Below are 17486 nucleotides of genomic sequence, written 5' to 3'. Positions count from 1 at the left end.
GGCGTAACTAAATGCCAGCGGGGGTGCGATTTTTGGTTTAACCTATGTATTACGTGGGGCCTGTGGCCCCACACCCCCACTCCGTTCCGCTTCGCGGACGGATATGCTCGCTCCCTCGCTCATGCGGCACAATCTAGTGTTGAGCCACATTGCTTTTGAGATTGAAGGATGCGGCCGATCGCCGTCGCATAGCGGCTGATCTCGGCGTCGATCTGGCTTGGGGTAAAGCCTCGGCGTTCGAGCTTCTTCCGCGCCTGTGCAACATGCAGCGGCCAGTAGCGCTGTCCGGTGGACGCGAGACGAGCCGATCAACGGGCTCGCCGCTGCGCGCTCCATTACAAAGCCCCACTGGCACTGGCGCGCTTCCTCCCCATCCCACGCGGCGACATATTGAAGCTGCCCCGCATGGCATACTGTGGCCGCTGCCTGTCGTTCCAGGCACGTACGAACGGCAAGCAAATGAAGCTTCCCAGCGCTCGGCGAAGCTGAAGTGGATTCTCGACGAGGCGCTGATCGCGGCCGCTGGCGCTCCGCATTGAGCCTCGTGTCTCACCACCACCACAGTCACAAGGAACGCGACGGCCTCTCCGCTCGTTGATTGCTTTTCGAATCGAGCCGCCGTCATGCCCTCGGCGGGGGCGGTGATTGCATGCCGGCCAACGAACCTCTCAACAGCCTCGACATGAAGCAAGCGCTTTGGATGGCGAGGCCTTGCGCCGCGCCGCCTTGGAAATAAACCGCGCTCAGCCTTGTGCAAGGCCTTGGCGTACCGTGGCGTGCGATTCAGAGAAGTCGTCTCGCTCTCTTCCTGGGCATCGTGCACGATAGCATTGCGCCGGCAGATTTCTTTCTTGATCCGGCCTGCTACCGAAGAGTATGTCGGCGGAAAGTGCCTCCGCGAAGAGAGCGAATTCGTGAACTTGAAGTTCTGCGCCAAAACTATGACAATGATCGGTTCTTGCGCCACCGGATGAGCGAGGTTCAGGCGGCCGACCTGCTGGCGCAATGGGCGTCATCTACGTCATCGCCCAAAACAAGTTCCTGCCCATGTCGAATTCCGCTGTGACGAGCGCGGTCAGCGACGAAACGTCTACAATGCTCTCGACGATGTGGTGCGCCAGGAACTGGAGAGCGAACATGGGATCGTCATAGGGCTTCGTTCGCTAGAGCTTCGGGTGCAGGGTTGGCGTCGGGAGTTGAGGGCCCAGAAGCGCGCGACGGTTCGGTTTGAGACGGCGCCGGGACATCAGATGCAGATCGGCTTTGGCGACACGCGGGCGTGGATCGGCGGCGAGCGTGTTCGGGTGCACCTGTTTGTAGCAACGCTGGGTTACTCGCGTCGGCTGCATATCCCTCCCTCGCTTCGGGAGCGCCAGGCGGACTGGTTCGAGGGGGTGGAAGGAGCCTTCCTTAGCTTCGGCGGGGTTCCAAGGGAAGTACTGTTCGACAACCCGAAGGCGCTGGTCGAACATCACGATGCGACGACGCGGGAGGTGCGGTTCAACATGCGGCTGCACGCCTTTGGCCGCTACTGGGATTTACGGCGCGGGCTTGTGCGCCCTACAGGGCGCGTATGAAGGGGAAGGACGAACGCGAGGTCGGCTACGTCAAGCGCAATGCGATTGCTGGCCGCCGGTCGAGAACTGGGCGGCGTTCGAGGCGCATCTGGACCGGTGGACGCGCGGGATTGCCGATCAGCGTGTGCATGGCACGACCGGCGCGGCTCCTGCGGAGCGCCTTGCCGAAGAGGCTGGGGCGCTTCGCCCTCTGGGGGACGGGCGCCGTTTGGGCAGCTGCGGGATCTCGTGCGCAAGGTCCAGGCGGACTGCGCGATCGACCTGGACACGAACAGTTACCCGGTTTCCTCGCGGCTGATCGGGGAGAGCGTCCAAGTCGTGGTGTTGGGCGGCCGCGTTATCGTGCGTCACGCGGGCGAGGTGGTGGCGGATCATGCCTTGTGCGGGGGACGTCGCCAACGGATTGTCGAGCGCGCGCATCTTGCCGGCCGGCTCGGCGCTGCTGCGCCGGTACAATTGGCGGAGATCGTTGCACCTTCCGCTCTGTTGCGGCCACTGGCCGAATATGAGGCGCTGGTGGGAGGCAGCTGGGGTTTACGGCGGTCGATCACGAGATGTTGGTAATGCTCGACCGGCTGAAGCTGACCGCGATCCTTGATCGCCTGCTTCATCATTCGACAGTGATCACCATCCACGGTAACAGCTACCGGCTTCGCGAAAAGCGTCGTTCCGGCCTATTGCAGGACGCCGGAACGACGCTCGAGACCAACGAAACAGCAAAACAATGAGGGGGTCAGTTCTTGGTTTCGTCCAAGGGGTCAAATCCTCACTTCGCTTGACAGCCCCTCGCATGGCGCAAAGCGATGCACAATCCCACTCACGCTAACGAAATTGGTTAGGCCTTGCCTGTGACATGGGGCAGCCCAAACGCGCCGCACTGCGTGGATCAAGAGGGGCACGGGGGGCGCCGCGCGAGCCAGTTATCCGATCCCCCGCTCAGAAATTTCTACCAACATTCCTGACGGTTACGGCTCAGCATTGTACGGTTCTTACATCCTGTTGATGTCGGTCAGGGAGAGAGTACTGTCGTCTCTTCGGCGTGCCCCTTGGGGATGGTCGGATGAGTGTCGTTCAAATTATCAATCCAACTCTACATGAGGCTATTGCTGCACTCCTGAACGGGGCGGCTCGCGGAGACATTGTCTCGATCAAGGCTGCAATAGAACGAGTCCGTGTGACTGCGCCTAGTCTGCGGGCATCTGACGAAGAGCTAACTGAGGCTATCCTTGAGGTAGCTTCCGCCACTGGCCTGTTCGTGTGCTTCGACGGCCGGGAGTAGTTCTCAGCTCCGCGCCTCATTAATCCGCCTAACGTTCCCGCCCAGCATTCCAGGAATTTTGCTCATTGTGACCCCGCAAGAGCGGGCGCGCCGTCCTGCCCGATCTCCGTGAATAGACAAGGAACAAATCTTCTCGCCAGAAGGTTCTATCCTGTTCGTATGCAGGATCGACCATGGTTGAGGTCGACAGAAGGAAACAGAAGGTTATTGCCGACCTTGTACGACGGTGGGTCACGTCAGAAGCCGTCCGCAACTACCTTCGCAGAGCGCTAAATCTTCCGGTAGAACAGGAGCTGCCGGACGAGCATAAGTCTTTGCTTGATGAAATTGATCGGGCCCACAAAGAGTGACCCCATGGCACTTCGTAATCAGGAGGGCCCGCCGCCGGTTTGAAGTTCGTTCTGGCCCTCGAGAGGCCAGGACATGAAACGTAGCCGCTTCTCTGAAGAGCAGATCATCGGAATTTTGAAGGAACATGAGGGCGGGATATCGGTTGCCGATCTGTGCCCAAGCACCAGGTCAGCGACGCCTCGATTTACAACTGGAAGGCCCGCTTCGGCGGGATGAATGTCTCCGAGGCTCGGCGACTGAAGGCTCTGGAGGACGAGAACACGCGGCTGAAGCGGCTTCTGGCCGACGCCATGCTCGACAATGCCGCGTTGAAGGATCTTGTGGAAAGAAATGGTGACGCCCGCGGCCAAGCGGAAAGCTGTCGCTCGCCTGAAGGAAGGCTTCGGGATGAGCGAACGGCGGGCGTGTAAAGCCATCGGCTGTTGCCGCATGACGGTTCGCTACGAGACCAGCAGGCCGGACGACCGCGAGCTTCGCGAGCCGATGAAGGCACCGCGCAGGAGCGTCCCCGGTGTAGAGTTGCCACCCTGGAACTCGCCTTGGCCGGCTGCATTCCTGGCTGTGTCCCCTAGGATACATTGTCGAGCAGGGTCGACTTATCCAAGCCTTGTGTCGGCTCAGGCGGCCATTCACCATTCGGCGTCATCTCGTTGACTGTCTCGGGTAGATCCCGCGCAATCCTTCTGATTAGCTCCTCGCGCGAAAGACCCGTCTGCATCGAGATTGACGTGAGTGTACCTTCGTCCATTGCCGCTTCGACGTCCCTTGGCTCGATCGGTTGGTTTGGCCCGCTGCCAACCCACGAGTCGACCTTCGATCCTGCCCCCACCTCCCTGAACCGGTCGAGGATCTCACCAAGGTCAGCCCTCGACACGCCATTCGTTATCTGAGCCAGAATTCTGCGTTGCGGGTCGTTTGGGTTAAGATACCCCGCTCCCGGAATCAATTCACAGAGCTTGTCGCGATTTTGGTATGCCAGAACGCCAAGCATCGCGATCGCCAATCTTCCCGGATTTGCCATTTGGTCTCCTCCACGGTTTTGGCCGATGAGGGAATCGCAAGTCTTGGCGGATGCCGACGCGTGTGGGCTCGAACAACTTCTTGCCGGTCGGCTCGCCGGCGGAGAGGACGCGTCCTTCGGGGTACTCGTTTTCCATCTGACGTCTTCTCCTGAACGCAGAACTTCGGGGCGCTTGGCCGCAGTCGCCCTGCGCCGATCGAACGCCCTAACTCGGCGCCTCCCGGGTTTGTTCCGCTTGTCAGAGTTTGTCGGCGACGATGGGGCGCGCGACCCGACGGGTAACTCTACGGGCTCGAGATAGAGTCTGCCCAACTTGACCATACTTCAGAACGACGGCGGCTCGGTTAGCCTCAGCTACCTTGGACTGCCGCCGGCTCGCGCACGAATTTCAATTTCGGCGGGACGGCGAACACCCTGAACCGCTCAGCCAGGCTGTCAAGAGCTTGACGCATGCCCACTCCCGCAGCAGCCGCACCGTGTCCACTGATGACCATCTGCGGGTTCAGGGCAGCCAGGTGCTTCACGGATCTTTCCGCCGCATCCCAGTCCGGCGTGAAGTAGCGCGGCGGACCGTGCATCTCAAGATCCTGAACGGCGACCTCATAGACTGACTCCTGACCGGTGGTGATGAAAGCGTCCCCTACGATCAGCGAGCGGTCCTCCTCGCGCCAGAGCGAGATATGCCCAGGAGCGTGCCCGGGTGTGTGTAGCCATCGCCATCCGGGCATTCCGGGGATCGATCCGTCGGCAGGTAAGAGTTCCAAACGGTTGCCAAGATCAATTGGCCCCCGTGGAAAAAGCGGCGAAAGCAGCGCCATCAGTCCACCCCCGACCCAAGGATCCGGTGGCGGATAGGATGCGGTTCCGTCCAAATAGGGGCGCTCGAGTGGATGCGCGAAGACAGGGACGTCCCACTTGTTCGCGAGGTCTAGGACCGTTCCCACATGGTCGAAATGGCCGTGGGTCAGGATGATCGCGGCCGGCCGTGCGTTCGTGCCAAACCGCTTTTCCGCGACCGCAAGAATGCTGCTGCGGGACGTCGGCAACCCGGTATCGATCAGCATCCAGTTCCGATCTCCGCTGCCCGGTGCGCCGAAGAGCACGACATTGACGATTGCTAGCCGCAAATAGCCCAAGTCCGGTGCGATGCTCCAAGCGCCGTCGCCACGATCCTCGCGCCTGGCGTGGTCGATCTCGGAAAGTCGAATCTGAACGGTCATGTGATCCCGTGCCTCTCTTGTTGCTGAGCAGCCGCTCGAGTCGATCGGCGGCGGTGGTATCGCCCCGAACTTGGCACGGCCCTCCTTGTTCCTCATTCGCCACCCAGCTCCGGACAGTCCACCACAGGAACAAAGGCTCGACCAATCCGTTCCGCATTACCCGGTCACGCAAGGACGAGCTGGACTGAGCAACAAAGATGGCGCGCGCCCGATTGGATGCGGTATTTCGCCAACGCGGTTCCCGGTCCTAACAAGCGGCCGAGTTCGAAGCCGACTGCTGAAAGGAGACTTCGAATGAGTGAAGTGGGGCGCAGGGACGAGCACCAGGTGGAGGCTCCGGCTCCGCAAGCTTCGCGTTTCGCCAGTTTTTCATGGCAGGCTTTGAGTGCTCCTCGCACCGGCGCAAGGACGGGGTTCGCCTCGATCTTATTCGTGCGACCTCGCAAAGTTTGCATGCCCTGGGCGACTACCGCGGCTGCGCCGAACTCGGCCTTCGCACCATCCGCGCGACGGACTGCGGTGGCACCCTGATCGAAACGGCTCCCGGGACCTATGACTGGTCAAGTTGGGCGCCGAGAGGCGGCCCGATCGGCAGGTGTCCAGGTTATCTGGGACATCTTCGCAGAGGTGGGGTTATTTTCGGCCATCCACGCGGATGGCACACGCCGCCTCCGTCAGCCCGTCGCCGACGAACTGGTGCGTCAGCAAGATCTGTTCACGGCAAACCGGACGCGCTGATTGCGTTGCGACACACCGCAAGCGCGAGCATCCGTTATGAACGCCCGCCCCGCGACGTTGGATTAGCTTTTTGCGGTTTCACCAGCTTCGCGCAACTTCGCTTACCGCAAGGTGACGTCGCTCAGGTTTCCTTCAGCCAATTAGCCATGGCTTCTTCTTCGCTCAAATTTTGCCTGAGGACCCGTTCGGGATCCTGAAAGCCACCGGCCTCGGTGAGTACCAGCAGCGAATTGTAAGCAGCAATCTCGTAGTTCTCGAATGCGAAAGCTAGGCTGTTCTTGATGATCTCGTCGACGGCCATCGAATGTCCCAAGGCTGCCGCCCTGCCAACCATCGACAAGGCAAGTGTCCTTGAGAGTGGAGTGCTCCTCATCGAGGCCCTCCAGGAAATATCTCACGGCTTTCCGAGTTGAAGTTTGTGTTCATCGCATTTCTCCTTCTGAATCCCGCCCGATCTCCCGTTTCGGAAGAAACCTATCTTCCCGGCTCGGCCAACAACGGCCCCTCTGTGCGCGCCCATGCCGGGAGGCTTTTTTGGATGCGCGAAAGTAGCCAGAGCCTGTCCGACTACCTGGTCCATACCCGTGCCTAATTCTTTCTTCCGCCAGTCCGAGAAAGACATGGCGTTCTGCCAAGGCATTGGAAAGTGCCGGTAGGGTCCGCGATTCATGCGCTAAAATCGATGACCAACGCGTCCACGCCTGATTGCCGGCAAGCTTTTCACGGCTCATTCGACTGGCGCGCGAGTGGCGCGGCATTGAGCACCAGGGAATTTGCGAGAATCAGTCCGCTCGGTGCGGAGTTGCCCAAGAAGCATGGTTCAGTCGAAGAAGCCCGCATCCTCTTCCCGGAGATGCTTCCTGGCTGCTTCGGCGTCGATGTCGAGGCCCAGCCCCGGCGCTTCCAGCAGGTCCACCATGCTGTCCTTCACGATCTGCGACGGCAGGCCGATTACGAGGTCCTCCCACCACGGGTCGGAGGCGCTCGGGTATTCGAACGCGATGTAGTTGGCGGGCAGGGTGGCGCAGACATTGATCAGCGCGCCGAGACCTAGAAGGCCGTTCGCGGTGCCGTGCGGTGCCATCAGGATCGAGTGCATATAGGCGTGCTCGGCGACCCATTTGAGCTCGGCAATGCCGCCAATATCGGCCGGATCGGGGCCGATGACGCGCACCGCCTGCCTTTCGATCAGCTCCTTGAAATTGTGCCGCAGGTAGATCTGCTCGCCGGTATGGATTGGCGTCGAGGTGGAGGTGGTCAGCTCCCGATAGGCCTGCGGATTGACCCAGGGCACATAGTCGCCGGTCAGCATGTCCTCGAGCCACATCAAATTGTACTTCTCGACCGCGCGAGCGAACTTGATCGCATCGGGCAGCATCCAGCCCGGGCCGCAGTCGAGCGCCAGGCTGACCTTGTCGCCCATCACTTCCTTCATCGCGATCACGCAGTCGAGCATGTGGTTGAAACCGCGCTCGCTGATCACGCCCTGATCCATGGCACCGTGATAGCCAGCCTTCTTCTGGGTCACGCCATAGTGAAAGCCCTCGATGGTGTCCTTCATGTTGGAGTGGAACGAGATTCCCTGCTTGATCATGAAGAAGTTCTGCGGCTGCTCCATCATCCATTTCACGTCAGCGGCGTAATCCTCCGGCCGGTCCCCCGTTCGCTTCTGGCGGATCGAGCCGTTATAGACGCGCACCTTGTCTCGCACCTTGCCGCCGAGCAGTTTGTAGGCCGGCACGCCTGCGGCCTTGCCGGCAATGTCCCACAGCGCATGCTCGATAGCGCTTACCGCCGCGCCATAGGGCTTGAAAGAGCCGCGTTGGCGGATCTTCAACATCACCCGCTCGACGTCGGTCGGGTCCTCGCCGATCAGCGCCTCGCGGAAATGCAGCACCCAGGGTTTGAGGTAGGTCTTGGTGAACTCGACTTCGCCAAGGCCATAGAGGCCCTCGTCAGTAACGATGCGGACGATGGGATGTTTGCCGATGACGGCGCAGCGGAGGTCGGTGATCTTCATCTTCGGTTCTTTTCGCCTCAGCTCCAGGTGCGGTCCCAGGAATACTCGTTGTCCCAGTGATCCGTGGGCTGCCAGATGCCGGTGACACCCGGCTGCAGATGCTGCGAGATCACCTCGTCGACGACGTCGTCAATCCCCAGGCCAGGTTTGTCCGGAACAGTGATAAAGCCGTCCTTCACGAGCGGCCTGGGAACGCCGGTGACGATATCGTCCCACCAGTCGACATCGGCAGAGTGGTATTCGAGCGCCATGAAGTTTTCGGTCGCGGTCGCGACATGTGCCGCGGCCATTGCCGCGATTGGACTTTCGGCCATATGGATGGCCATTACGACGCCGTGGTCCTGGGCCATGTCGCCGATCTTCTTGGTCTCGAGGATGCCCCCGCTGGTGAGCAGGTCCGGGTGGATAATGGAGAGGCCGCCGCTCTTGAGCAGGGGCTCGAAGCCCTCCTTAAGGTAGATGTCCTCGCCGGTGCAGATCGGCACCGTGGTGGCGGCCTGCAGTTGCCGATACTGCTCGGTGTACTGCCATGGGATCACATCCTCGAGCCAGGCCGGCACGTATTTTTCAATCCGCCTGGCGAGGCGAATACCGTTCTGCAGCGAGATGTGGCCGACGTGGTCAATGGCGAGCGGAATATCCATGCCGATAACATCGCGAACCTCGGCAATGTACTGCTCAAGCAGGTCGAGGCCCTTGTCGGAAAAGTGGAGGCCGGTAAACGGATGGGGGACGTTATGCAAATCGTAAGCGGTATTGCGGGCGCGCCGCTCCTCCATGGTCTTGACCGGGCCGCGGCCGGGATGGATACGGTACCCTTCAAGTGAACCGGCAGGGGAGACGACCGCACCGGGCACATCCGCAATCTGCATCAGCCCCAGATCCATCTTGAGGAAGGTGAAGCCGAGCGCCATGCGCTGCTTGAGGCGCTTGCCGGTCTCGGTGCCGCTCGGGACGGTAGCGTCGGTGTCGCAATAGACGCGCACCTTCTCCCGAAACCGGCCGCCGAGCATCTGGTAGACGGGCACGCCGTAGGCCTTGCCGGCGAGATCCCACAACGCAATTTCGACCGCCGAGACGCCGCCGCCTTGCCGGCCGTGGCCACCGAACTGCTTGATCCGGCGAAACAGGCGGTCGATGTCGCAAGGGTTCTCGCCAAGCAGCCGGCTCTTCAGCATCAGCGCGTAGGTGGCACTGGCGCCGTCGCGCACCTCGCCAAGCCCGACGATGCCCTGGTTGGTGTAAATCTTGAGCAGGGTTGAGGTGAACGGCGCGCCGGCGATTTCGGCTATCCGCATGTCGGTGATGCGAAGCTGGGATGGCTTGGAGTTCGTGTTTACCCGATTGAGCGCTTCGTCGGCGCCACCTGTCTTTGCCATGACTTATCCTCGTTTCGGCTTGTCGCCGCGCACCGGGCGCCGGCACAGAGTGTTGCTAGCCCAGCTCGATCTTGTGGGCCTGCAGGTAGTCGCGGTCCATCTCAATGCCGAGACCAGGCTTTGACGTCAGCTTGAGGCTGCCGTTCGAAATGTCGAGTGGTCTGTCGATCAGGTGATCGTATTTGCCCAGGTTCCACTCCGATGTCTCGAGTTTGTAGAAGTTGGGAACGGTCATCATCACCTGCGCTCCCGCAACCACGTTGATTGGTCCCGCGGCGTCATGTGGCGAGACCGGCACGTAGTAGGCTTCGCAGAGCGCAGAAATTTTCTTGAGTTCGGTAATGCCGCCGGTCCAGGTAACGTCGGGCATGATGTAGTCGGCGAGCCTGTTCTCAAGTACCGGCACGAAATCCCATTTCGTGTGGCCGCGCTCGCCCCATGAGATAGCGGTATTGACCTTCTCACGCACCTGCTTGAGGGCGTTAAGGCTCTCGGGCGGGCAGGGCTCCTCAAACCAGTCGATCTGGCCGGCCTCTTCGAGACTCCGACAGAGGCGAATGGCGGTGGGGACGTCGAAGCGGCCATGCGCATCGATGAGAATGTCGACATCGGGTCCTGCCGTTTCGCGGATCAGAGCCGTGAGCTCGGCGGCTTCGCGCTCGTCCTTGCGGGTCATGCTTCCATCGAGGTAGCCGTCCCGCTGTTCGCGGGCCAGGCCATCGGCGCTGCGGCCCTGGTGGGGGTAGGGATCGAACTTGAGCGCAGTGTGTCCGGACTCGACAATGTCTAGAATTTCGCGGACCACAGCCTCCTTGCTGGTGAATTTGGCCTGGTTGGGATGGGTGTAGAGCGCAATTTCATCGCGTACCGGCCCGCCCAGCAGCTCGTAAATCGGCTTGCCGAGGACTTTGCCCCTGATGTCCCAGAGGGCTATGTCGATGGCGCTCACGCATTCGACGGCGGCGCCGCGGCTACCCATGTAGGTGAAGCTGCGGAAGATCTTGTGCCAGAGATGCTCGATGCGCGCCGGATCCTCGCCTGTCACGGCGATGCCGATCTGCCGCAGGATCGTGCAGAGAGCGCGGTTGGCGAGCCTTGTCGTGGTGGTGATCTCTCCCCAGCCACTCACTCCCTCGTCGGTCGTCACTTCGACGAACAGGAACTCTCCCCAGTAAGAAGCATCGGACTTGATCAGCCACGGCCGAATGCTCGTGATTTTCATCTCAACTACCTTTGCCTGAAAATGGTCAGCTAACGATGTTCTGGAGTGGACATTCTATCCGGCCCGAGCCGCGTTGCGCGCTCGCATCTGTTCCAGAATATGCCGGCCCGAACCCTCGACATGGCGGGAAACGAGTTCGGCCGCCTTGTCGGCCTCTCCCGCCTTCACTAGCGCGATGAGTTCGCGGTGCTCGCGCATGATCGCGGCACGTCGCGCCAGCGTGAAATTGAAACGACGGCTCACGGCCCGCAGCACTTCGCGATGCTTCCACCAAAGCTCGGCTGCGTGGCGGTTATAGTGCCGCTGGTACATCACGGTGTGGAAAGCGGTATCCAGCTCACTGTGCCTGAATGTGTCGGCGAAATTGTTCTCTTCGATCAGGCCCTGGAGACGTTCGAGTTCGGCGATGTCCTCGCCGGTAGCCATGTTCACAAACCATCGTGTCAGGGCTGGCTCGATCAGAACACCGATCTCGTAGATATCCCTGACAAAATCCTGATCTATGGGTCGGATGCGCGCCCCGCGGTTGGCGACAAAGGTGACAAACCCTTCCCCGCGCAACAACTGTAGGGCTTCGCGCACAGGATTGGTCGAGGTGCCGTGACGCCGGGCGAGATCGGTGACGACAAGCCGTTCGTTGGCGGCGAGCCGTCCCTCGATGATGTCTTCCCGGATCAATTCATAAAGCGAGGCGCCCTCGCTGGAGGCTCCGATGGGATCGGTCCCCACCGGTGGCATCGCTTTGAAATCGCTTGTTTCGGCCAAGGCCGGGCTCCCCATTTTAATACATACCTCGCCCGATATCACACACGGCTTTCGCAAACAATGTACGATTCTGCGCGTTGACAGGCAATCCATGATCTGAAAACGTACCAAGTGATCGAGCGGATACACTGATCTGAAAGAAGCATCCTCGCGATCGAAACGAGCAAGGACCGCTTTAGGGCGGCATGGGAGAACCAGGGAGGATACCTATGACGAGAATTGCCCTCGGCAGTGCCGTCCTGCGCGGCACTGTCGCCACTGCTTTGATGGCATCCCTGACGTCTACATCGGCGCTGGGTGCACCGCCGGTCGACCTGAGCAAGTGGTCGCCGGAATATGTGCGCTCGATTGCGGGCACACAGGATTTTGACACGGCGGCCGATTGCGCCAAGGTCACCCCGCTCGACTATAAGGGGCGACTGACTTTCTGGTATCAGGGCGTGTTCGAGGGCGACCCCGACCTCCTGCGCCAGTACTACAAGGATTTCTTCGAGACGTTCCGCAAGACCTATCCGAACATCCAGCTCGAGGAACAAGCCCTCACCTATAACGACCTTCTCGACAAGTTCCGCACGGCGCTCCTGGGCAATGCCGCGCCGATGGCGGTCCGCCTGCAAATCCTGGGTGGTACCGAGTTCGCCTCAAAGGGCTATCTGCAGCCGCTCAAGCCCGAGGATGTGGGGTATACGACCGAGGACTTCTGGCCCGGCGCCATGAAGGCCGTGACCTGGGAGGGCGTGACCTACGGTATTCCGACCAACAACGAGACGATGGCGTTCATCTGGAACGCCGACATCTTCAAGCGTGCCGGCCTCGATCCGGACAAGCCGCCGGCAACGTGGGACGACGTGGTCAAGTATTCCAAGCAGATCCACGATAAGCTCGGCATTGCCGGATATGGCCTCGTGGCTCGCAAGAATGCCGGCAATACGCCGTACCGCTTCATGCCACAGCTGTGGGCCTATGGCGGCGGCGTCTTCGACGAAGCGACGCCGAACCCGACCTATGAGCAGGTCCAGCTCGATAGCCCGCAAAGCAAGGCAGCGCTGCAAGCCTCCTACGACATGTATGTTCGCGACAAGTCGGTTCCGGTTTCGGCACTCACCAACCAGCAGGCCGATAATCAGCCCCTGTTCGTCGCCGGCCAGCTCGGCATGATGATCTCGCACCCGTCCGACTATAACGTGATGCTCGACCTGCAGAAAAAGGCGACGGGCACCGACAAGGACAAGGCGCAGACGGTCATCGACAACATGCGCTACGGCCTGATCCCGACCGGTCCCGACGGCAAGCGCGCCGTCGTGTTCGGCGGCTCGAACATTCACATCCTGAAGCCCGAATATGTCGAGGGCGGCAAGGTAGATGAGCCGGCAGCAAAGGCCATCATCTGCATGTGGACGAGCCCTGAATGGTCGCTGAAGATGGCGTACGCCGGCTCGAATCCGGGCAACCTCAACGGCTTCAAGACCAAGTGGATGAAGGAACGTCTGGACAACATCAAGTTCCTCGATGTCACGACGTCGATGCTGCCATACGGCATCCCGTTCCCAGCGCTGCCGCAGGCCCCCGAGATCATGAACATCATCATCCCGGACATGCTGCAGAACGCCCTGACCGGAGCGATGACCGTCGACCAGGCAGCGGACGACGCAGCCAAGAGGGTGAGAGAGCTGATGGGCGGACTCTAGCGCAAGCCTGACCGGCTGGGTCGATGGTCCAGCCGGTTCGTTCCGAAGAATAAGGGCACCCCACAGTGACGATCGTAACCGGCAAGGCCGAGGCTCGCCGAAGAGTGCAACCCGGCAGGTCCGGCGCGCTGCGGAAGATCTGGCAGCATCGCGCGGACTACGCGTACGTGCTGCCGGCGATCGCCGTGATGCTCATCGTCATCGCCTATCCGATCTACTACACGGTCGAGCTGTCGTTCTTTAAGACACCGCCTGGCCTGCAGCTCCGCGATAAGACCTTCATCGGCCTCGACAACTACACGACCATCCTCACCAGTCAGGTGTTCTGGAAAGTCACCTGGAACACACTGATCTGGACACTGGGGTCAACTTTCATCTCCTTTGTCCTGGGGTTTGCCACAGCGCTGGCGCTCCACCGCGACTTCATCGGCCGTGGCGTCTTGCGCGCTGTCCTGATCATCCCTTGGGTCATCAGTGCCGTCGCCGCCTCCTACATCTGGAAGTGGATCTACCATTCGGACTTCGGAATCATCGGCGCGGTGCTGGTTGGCCTCGGATTGGCCGACCAGCCGCCGAATTTCATCGACAATGTCAGCACGGTGCTGCCCTCCCTGATCGTCGTCAATATTTGGCGCGAGTTTCCGTTCGCCATGATCATGATGATGGCCGGCCTGCAGACAGTCCCCGACCAGTTGCTGCGCGCCGCAAAAGTCGACGGTGCCAATGCATGGCAGCGCTTTTGGCACGTCACCTTCCCGCACTTGCGCAACGTCTCGGTGGTGACGATGCTGCTGCTCGCGGTGGCCAACTTCAATTCCTTCATCATCCCCTGGATCATGACCGGCGGCGGGCCGTCGAACGCATCGCATATCTGGATAACCCACATTTATGAGCTCGCCTTCGGACGGCAGCGCTGGGGCGTGGCATCGGCCTATTCGGTGCTCCTGTTCCTCACACTGATGACGCTGGGCTACTTCTACGTCCGTGCGTTAAGCGGCAACGAGCGGAAAGAGGGGAGCGAATGAGCACGATTGCCGAGACAGCCCCTCGAGCCAAGGCCCGTCGCCGCATGCGCGTCGACGGATGGCGGTGGGCCGGGCGCATATTCCTCGTGTTCATGCTGCTTTATACCGCGTTGCCGATGATCTGGATGCTGATCACCTCGATCAAGTCCGGCTTCGCGGCGACACAATTCCCGCCGCAATGGTGGCCGGACGAACCTACCCTCGCCAGCTACCAGAAACTGCTCGATCCGCAGAACAGCGTCGGCCAGGACTTCCTCCGCTTCTTCTGGAACAGCCTTTTCGTGTCGACCGTCACGACAATTCTTTCTGTGATCGTGGCTGTCCCTGCGGCCTACGCGTTTTCGCGCTTCAGTTTCCCCGGCCGGAATTTCCTGTTCTTTGCCGTGCTGCTGCGCAATATGTTCCCGGCGGTGATCTTTCTCGTACCGCTCTTCATCCTGATGCGCGCCATCGGTCTGATAAACACGCACGGCTCGCTGATCCTCACCTATCTCACCTTCGGCCTGCCGCTGGCGATCTGGCTGCTCAAGGGCTTTTACGACAACATCCCGGTGCAGCTTGAGCAGGCGGCGCGCATTGATGGCGCCACACGGTTCCAGGCCTTCATCATGATCGTGATGCCGCTCTCGACGCCGGGGATCATCGCCACCGCAATCTATTCCTTCATCGGCGCGTGGAACGAGTACATCTACGCCTACACCTTCCTCTCCAAGAACGAGCAGTTGACGCTGCCGGTCGGCATCCAACGCTTCTTCTCGGAAAATACGACGGACTTTCCGGGCCTGATGGCGGCGAGCTTCATGATGAGCGTGCCCGTCGTGGTGCTGTTCCTGGTCCTGCAACGATACTTTGTACGCGCCCTTACAGAAGGCGCGGTCAAGCACTAGGGAGTTGCCGATGGCCCACGTGGTCCTCCAAGATCTCGTCAAGAGCTATGGCAGCTTCAAAGCTGTCAACCACGTCTCACTGACGGTCAATGACGGCGAGTTCGTTGCGCTCGTCGGCCCTTCAGGCTGCGGCAAGACAACCACGCTCAATCTCGTCGCCGGGCTGACCCCGATTACATCGGGCGACATCATCATCGGCGAGCGGGTGGTCAACGACCTCGACCCCAAGGATCGGGACATCGCAATGGTGTTCCAGAACTACGCGCTCTACCCGCAGAAATCAGTCTACAAGAACCTGGCGTTCCCGCTTCAGATGCGCAAACTCCCCAGGGACGAGATCGACAAGAAGGTCAAGGAAGCGGCGCGAGTGCTCGACATGACGCATCTGCTCGAGCGCAAGCCGCGCGAACTTTCGGGCGGACAGCAGCAGCGTGTGGCCCTTGGCCGTGCCCTCGTTCGCGACCCCGCCGTGTTCCTCATGGACGAGCCACTGTCTAACCTCGATGCCAAACTGCGCGTGCAGATGCGGTCAGAGATCAAGCGTTTCCACCAGGACCTCAAGGCGACGATCATCTATGTGACGCACGACCAGCTCGAAGCTGTGACCATGGCTGACAAGATGGCAGTGATGAATGGCGGCTACCTGCAGCAATACGATTCACCGGCGCAGGTCTTTGCCCATCCGGTGAACATGTTCGTGGCCAGCTTCATCGGCAGCCCGGCGATGAGCCTTATTCCGCTAGAGGCCTCGATGGCAAACGGCAACACGGTGTTGACCGGCGCCGAGGGCTGGCGCCTTGAGCTCTCAGCGCGCAATGCCCAGAAGGTGGCGAAAGCGACGACCAGGAAAGTCGTGCTCGGCGCACGTCACTCGACGATCAAGCTCCACAAGAGTGCTGTGCCAAGCAGCGTCCCAGCCAAGGCCTACACGGTGGAGCCGACCGGAGACGTCACCTTCGTTCAGGCGTTCCTGTCCGGCGCCATCGTCAACGTCAGCGTGCCGCCGAACATTGCCGTCGCGCCCGACGAGCAGATCTGGCTCGAGTTCGACCAGGTGCGGATGCATCTGTTCGACGGCGAAACTGAAATGGCCCTCAAGGCCAACTGAGATAGGGCGAATGCGCGTGAAACGTGGGCTGGATGACTGAGAAGCTTAAGATCACCGCGATCAAGCCCTATCCGGTGTGGGTAGGAACCCGCAATCAGATGCTCGTCAAGATCGAGACCGACCAAGGCATCTTCGGCTGGGGCGAGAGCGGCTTGAGTGGTCGCGAGAGGGCCGTGGCCGGCGCGGTCGAGCACTATCGCGAGTTTCTCATCGGCTGCGACCCGATGCAGATCGGACGGATCTGGCAGGAGGTTTACCGCAGCCAGTACTTCGAAGGTGGGCGAGTCCTTCAGGCGGCGATTTCCGCCATCGACATCGCCCTTCACGACATCAAGGGCAAGGCGCTGGGCGTGCCGGTCTATGAGCTGCTGGGCGGCAAACAGCGCGACCGCATCCCCACCTTCGCCTCGACCGGCGACGAGGCCGAAGGCGATGTTGCCATCGAACGGGCACGCGAACTTCGCGCACAGGGGTGGCAGGCAATCCGCTTCTTCCCTTTCGGGCAAAACAGCAAGGACATCTTCGAGCCGCGCGAGTCCATCGGCCCTACCGCGAGTATGCTGAACAAGGCGCGCGAGGCGCTGGGCGGCGACGTGGTCCTCGGCCTCGACTATCATCATCGGCTGTCGGTGGCAGAGGCGGCGAGCTTCTGCAGCAGGCTCGGCCGCGGCGTGCTTGATTTCCTCGAGGAGCCGATACGGGCCGAGACGCCGGAGGCCTATGAATCACTGCGCACGATGACCGACATCCCCTTTGCCATCGGCGAGGAATTTGCCAGCAAGTGGCAGTTCCTGCCCTACATCGAGCGCGGCATCCATCAGTTCAACCGGATCGATGTCTGCAATGTCGGCGGGCTCACCGAGGCGATGAAAATCGCTGGTTGGAGCGAGGCGCATTATGTGGACCTGATGCCGCACAATCCGCTTGGTCCAGTGTGCACGGCCGCGACCGTGCATCTCGCTGCAGCGGTACCCAACTTCGCGTGGCTCGAGACCAGGGCACCCGAAACGAAGCTGGGCTTCGACAATTCCGACTTCTTCCCCGTGCAACCACGGCTCGACGGGACCGATTACCCGGTCGGCGATCTGCCGGGGCTCGGCGTCGAGGTCAACGAAGTTGCGGTCCAGGCGCAAAGTCTGCGTTTCTGGGAAGCGCCTCACCTTAGGCGCCGCGACGGTTCTGTTACGAACTGGTAGTTCCATTCAA

Annotated in this window: 14 protein-coding genes and 3 pseudogenes; 8 read left to right on the top strand and 9 right to left on the bottom strand. The window is 60.8% G+C overall.

Features of this window, described 5'->3' with window-relative positions; all coding sequences use genetic code 11:
• Window positions 1–119 precede the first annotated feature (119 nt).
• Together NKH83_RS31750 and NKH83_RS28995 are read right to left on the bottom strand one after the other, a co-directional pair.
• The gene (locus NKH83_RS31750) at window positions 120–269 is read right to left on the bottom strand and encodes a hypothetical protein (protein WP_502895639.1); all 150 of its coding nucleotides are present in this window, start codon (window positions 267–269) and stop codon (window positions 120–122) included.
• Between the two features lie 747 nt (window positions 270–1016).
• The gene (locus NKH83_RS28995; protein ID WP_352808454.1) at window positions 1017–1139 is read right to left on the bottom strand and encodes a hypothetical protein; all 123 of its coding nucleotides are present in this window, start codon (window positions 1137–1139) and stop codon (window positions 1017–1019) included.
• On the opposite strand from NKH83_RS28995, the pseudogene istA reads away from it, so the two are divergent.
• The 3 pseudogenes from istA to NKH83_RS28980 form a co-directional block, all read left to right on the top strand.
• Window positions 1107–2141 (top strand): annotated as a pseudogene (gene istA / locus NKH83_RS28990) (IS21 family transposase); the annotation flags it as partial. The gene NKH83_RS28995 and the pseudogene istA sit on opposite strands and share 33 nt — an antisense overlap.
• Before the next feature lie 14 nt (window positions 2142–2155).
• A pseudogene (locus tag NKH83_RS28985) lies at window positions 2156–2305 on the top strand (ATP-binding protein); the annotation flags it as partial.
• Window positions 2306–3279: 974 nt separating this feature from the next.
• Window positions 3280–3699, top strand: a pseudogene (locus NKH83_RS28980) (transposase); the annotation flags it as partial.
• 76 nt (window positions 3700–3775) lie between these two features.
• Here the strand turns inward: NKH83_RS28980 and NKH83_RS28975 are convergent.
• The 7 genes from NKH83_RS28975 to NKH83_RS28945 all read right to left on the bottom strand — a co-directional run bounded on the left by NKH83_RS28975 (window position 3776) and on the right by NKH83_RS28945 (window position 11572).
• Window positions 3776–4228, bottom strand: coding sequence for a YidB family protein (locus NKH83_RS28975; protein ID WP_352808452.1), 453 nt, complete (start codon window positions 4226–4228; stop codon window positions 3776–3778).
• 350 nt (window positions 4229–4578) lie between these two features.
• Window positions 4579–5448, bottom strand: a complete 870-nt coding sequence (locus tag NKH83_RS28970) for an MBL fold metallo-hydrolase (protein ID WP_352808450.1) — start codon at window positions 5446–5448, stop codon at window positions 4579–4581.
• 859 nt (window positions 5449–6307) lie between these two features.
• Window positions 6308–6487 (bottom strand): DUF892 family protein, encoded by a 180-nt coding sequence (locus tag NKH83_RS28965; RefSeq protein ID WP_352808448.1) that lies wholly within the window; start codon window positions 6485–6487, stop codon window positions 6308–6310.
• Window positions 6488–7006: 519 nt separating this feature from the next.
• A complete protein-coding gene (locus tag NKH83_RS28960) occupies window positions 7007–8206 on the bottom strand; it encodes a mandelate racemase/muconate lactonizing enzyme family protein (RefSeq protein WP_352808446.1) in 1200 nt (399 codons plus the stop codon).
• 17 nt (window positions 8207–8223) lie between these two features.
• The gene (locus NKH83_RS28955) at window positions 8224–9585 is read right to left on the bottom strand and encodes a mandelate racemase/muconate lactonizing enzyme family protein (RefSeq protein WP_352808444.1); all 1362 of its coding nucleotides are present in this window, start codon (window positions 9583–9585) and stop codon (window positions 8224–8226) included.
• 55 nt (window positions 9586–9640) lie between these two features.
• The gene (locus NKH83_RS28950; protein ID WP_352808442.1) at window positions 9641–10807 is read right to left on the bottom strand and encodes a mandelate racemase/muconate lactonizing enzyme family protein; all 1167 of its coding nucleotides are present in this window, start codon (window positions 10805–10807) and stop codon (window positions 9641–9643) included.
• Between the two features lie 54 nt (window positions 10808–10861).
• Entirely contained in the window at window positions 10862–11572 is a 711-nt protein-coding gene (locus NKH83_RS28945) for a GntR family transcriptional regulator (protein WP_352808460.1), read from the bottom strand.
• Window positions 11573–11781: 209 nt separating this feature from the next.
• On the opposite strand from NKH83_RS28945, the gene NKH83_RS28940 reads away from it, so the two are divergent.
• The 5 genes from NKH83_RS28940 to NKH83_RS28920 all read left to right on the top strand — a co-directional run bounded on the left by NKH83_RS28940 (window position 11782) and on the right by NKH83_RS28920 (window position 17476).
• On the top strand, window positions 11782–13260 hold the full coding sequence (locus NKH83_RS28940; RefSeq protein WP_352808441.1) for an ABC transporter substrate-binding protein: 1479 nt from the start codon (window positions 11782–11784) through the stop codon (window positions 13258–13260).
• A 65-nt stretch (window positions 13261–13325) separates the two neighbouring features.
• On the top strand, window positions 13326–14285 hold the full coding sequence (locus NKH83_RS28935; protein ID WP_352808440.1) for a carbohydrate ABC transporter permease: 960 nt from the start codon (window positions 13326–13328) through the stop codon (window positions 14283–14285).
• A complete protein-coding gene (locus tag NKH83_RS28930; protein ID WP_352808439.1) occupies window positions 14282–15172 on the top strand; it encodes a carbohydrate ABC transporter permease in 891 nt (296 codons plus the stop codon). Before NKH83_RS28935 ends, NKH83_RS28930 begins: the two co-directional genes overlap by 4 nt.
• Before the next feature lie 10 nt (window positions 15173–15182).
• Window positions 15183–16280: an ABC transporter ATP-binding protein gene (locus NKH83_RS28925; RefSeq protein WP_352808438.1), complete on the top strand. Its 1098-nt coding sequence runs from the start codon at window positions 15183–15185 to the stop codon at window positions 16278–16280.
• A 32-nt stretch (window positions 16281–16312) separates the two neighbouring features.
• Window positions 16313–17476: a mandelate racemase/muconate lactonizing enzyme family protein gene (locus tag NKH83_RS28920; protein WP_352808437.1), complete on the top strand. Its 1164-nt coding sequence runs from the start codon at window positions 16313–16315 to the stop codon at window positions 17474–17476.
• Window positions 17477–17486: the final 10 nt, after the last annotated feature.

Origin of the sequence: Mesorhizobium sp. M0909, from assembly GCF_040319515.1 — a bacterium.
Lineage (GTDB): Bacteria > Pseudomonadota > Alphaproteobacteria > Rhizobiales > Rhizobiaceae > Mesorhizobium.
The sequence above is the reverse complement of the archived record's forward strand: the minus strand, read 5'-3'. Positions and strand labels throughout refer to the sequence as shown.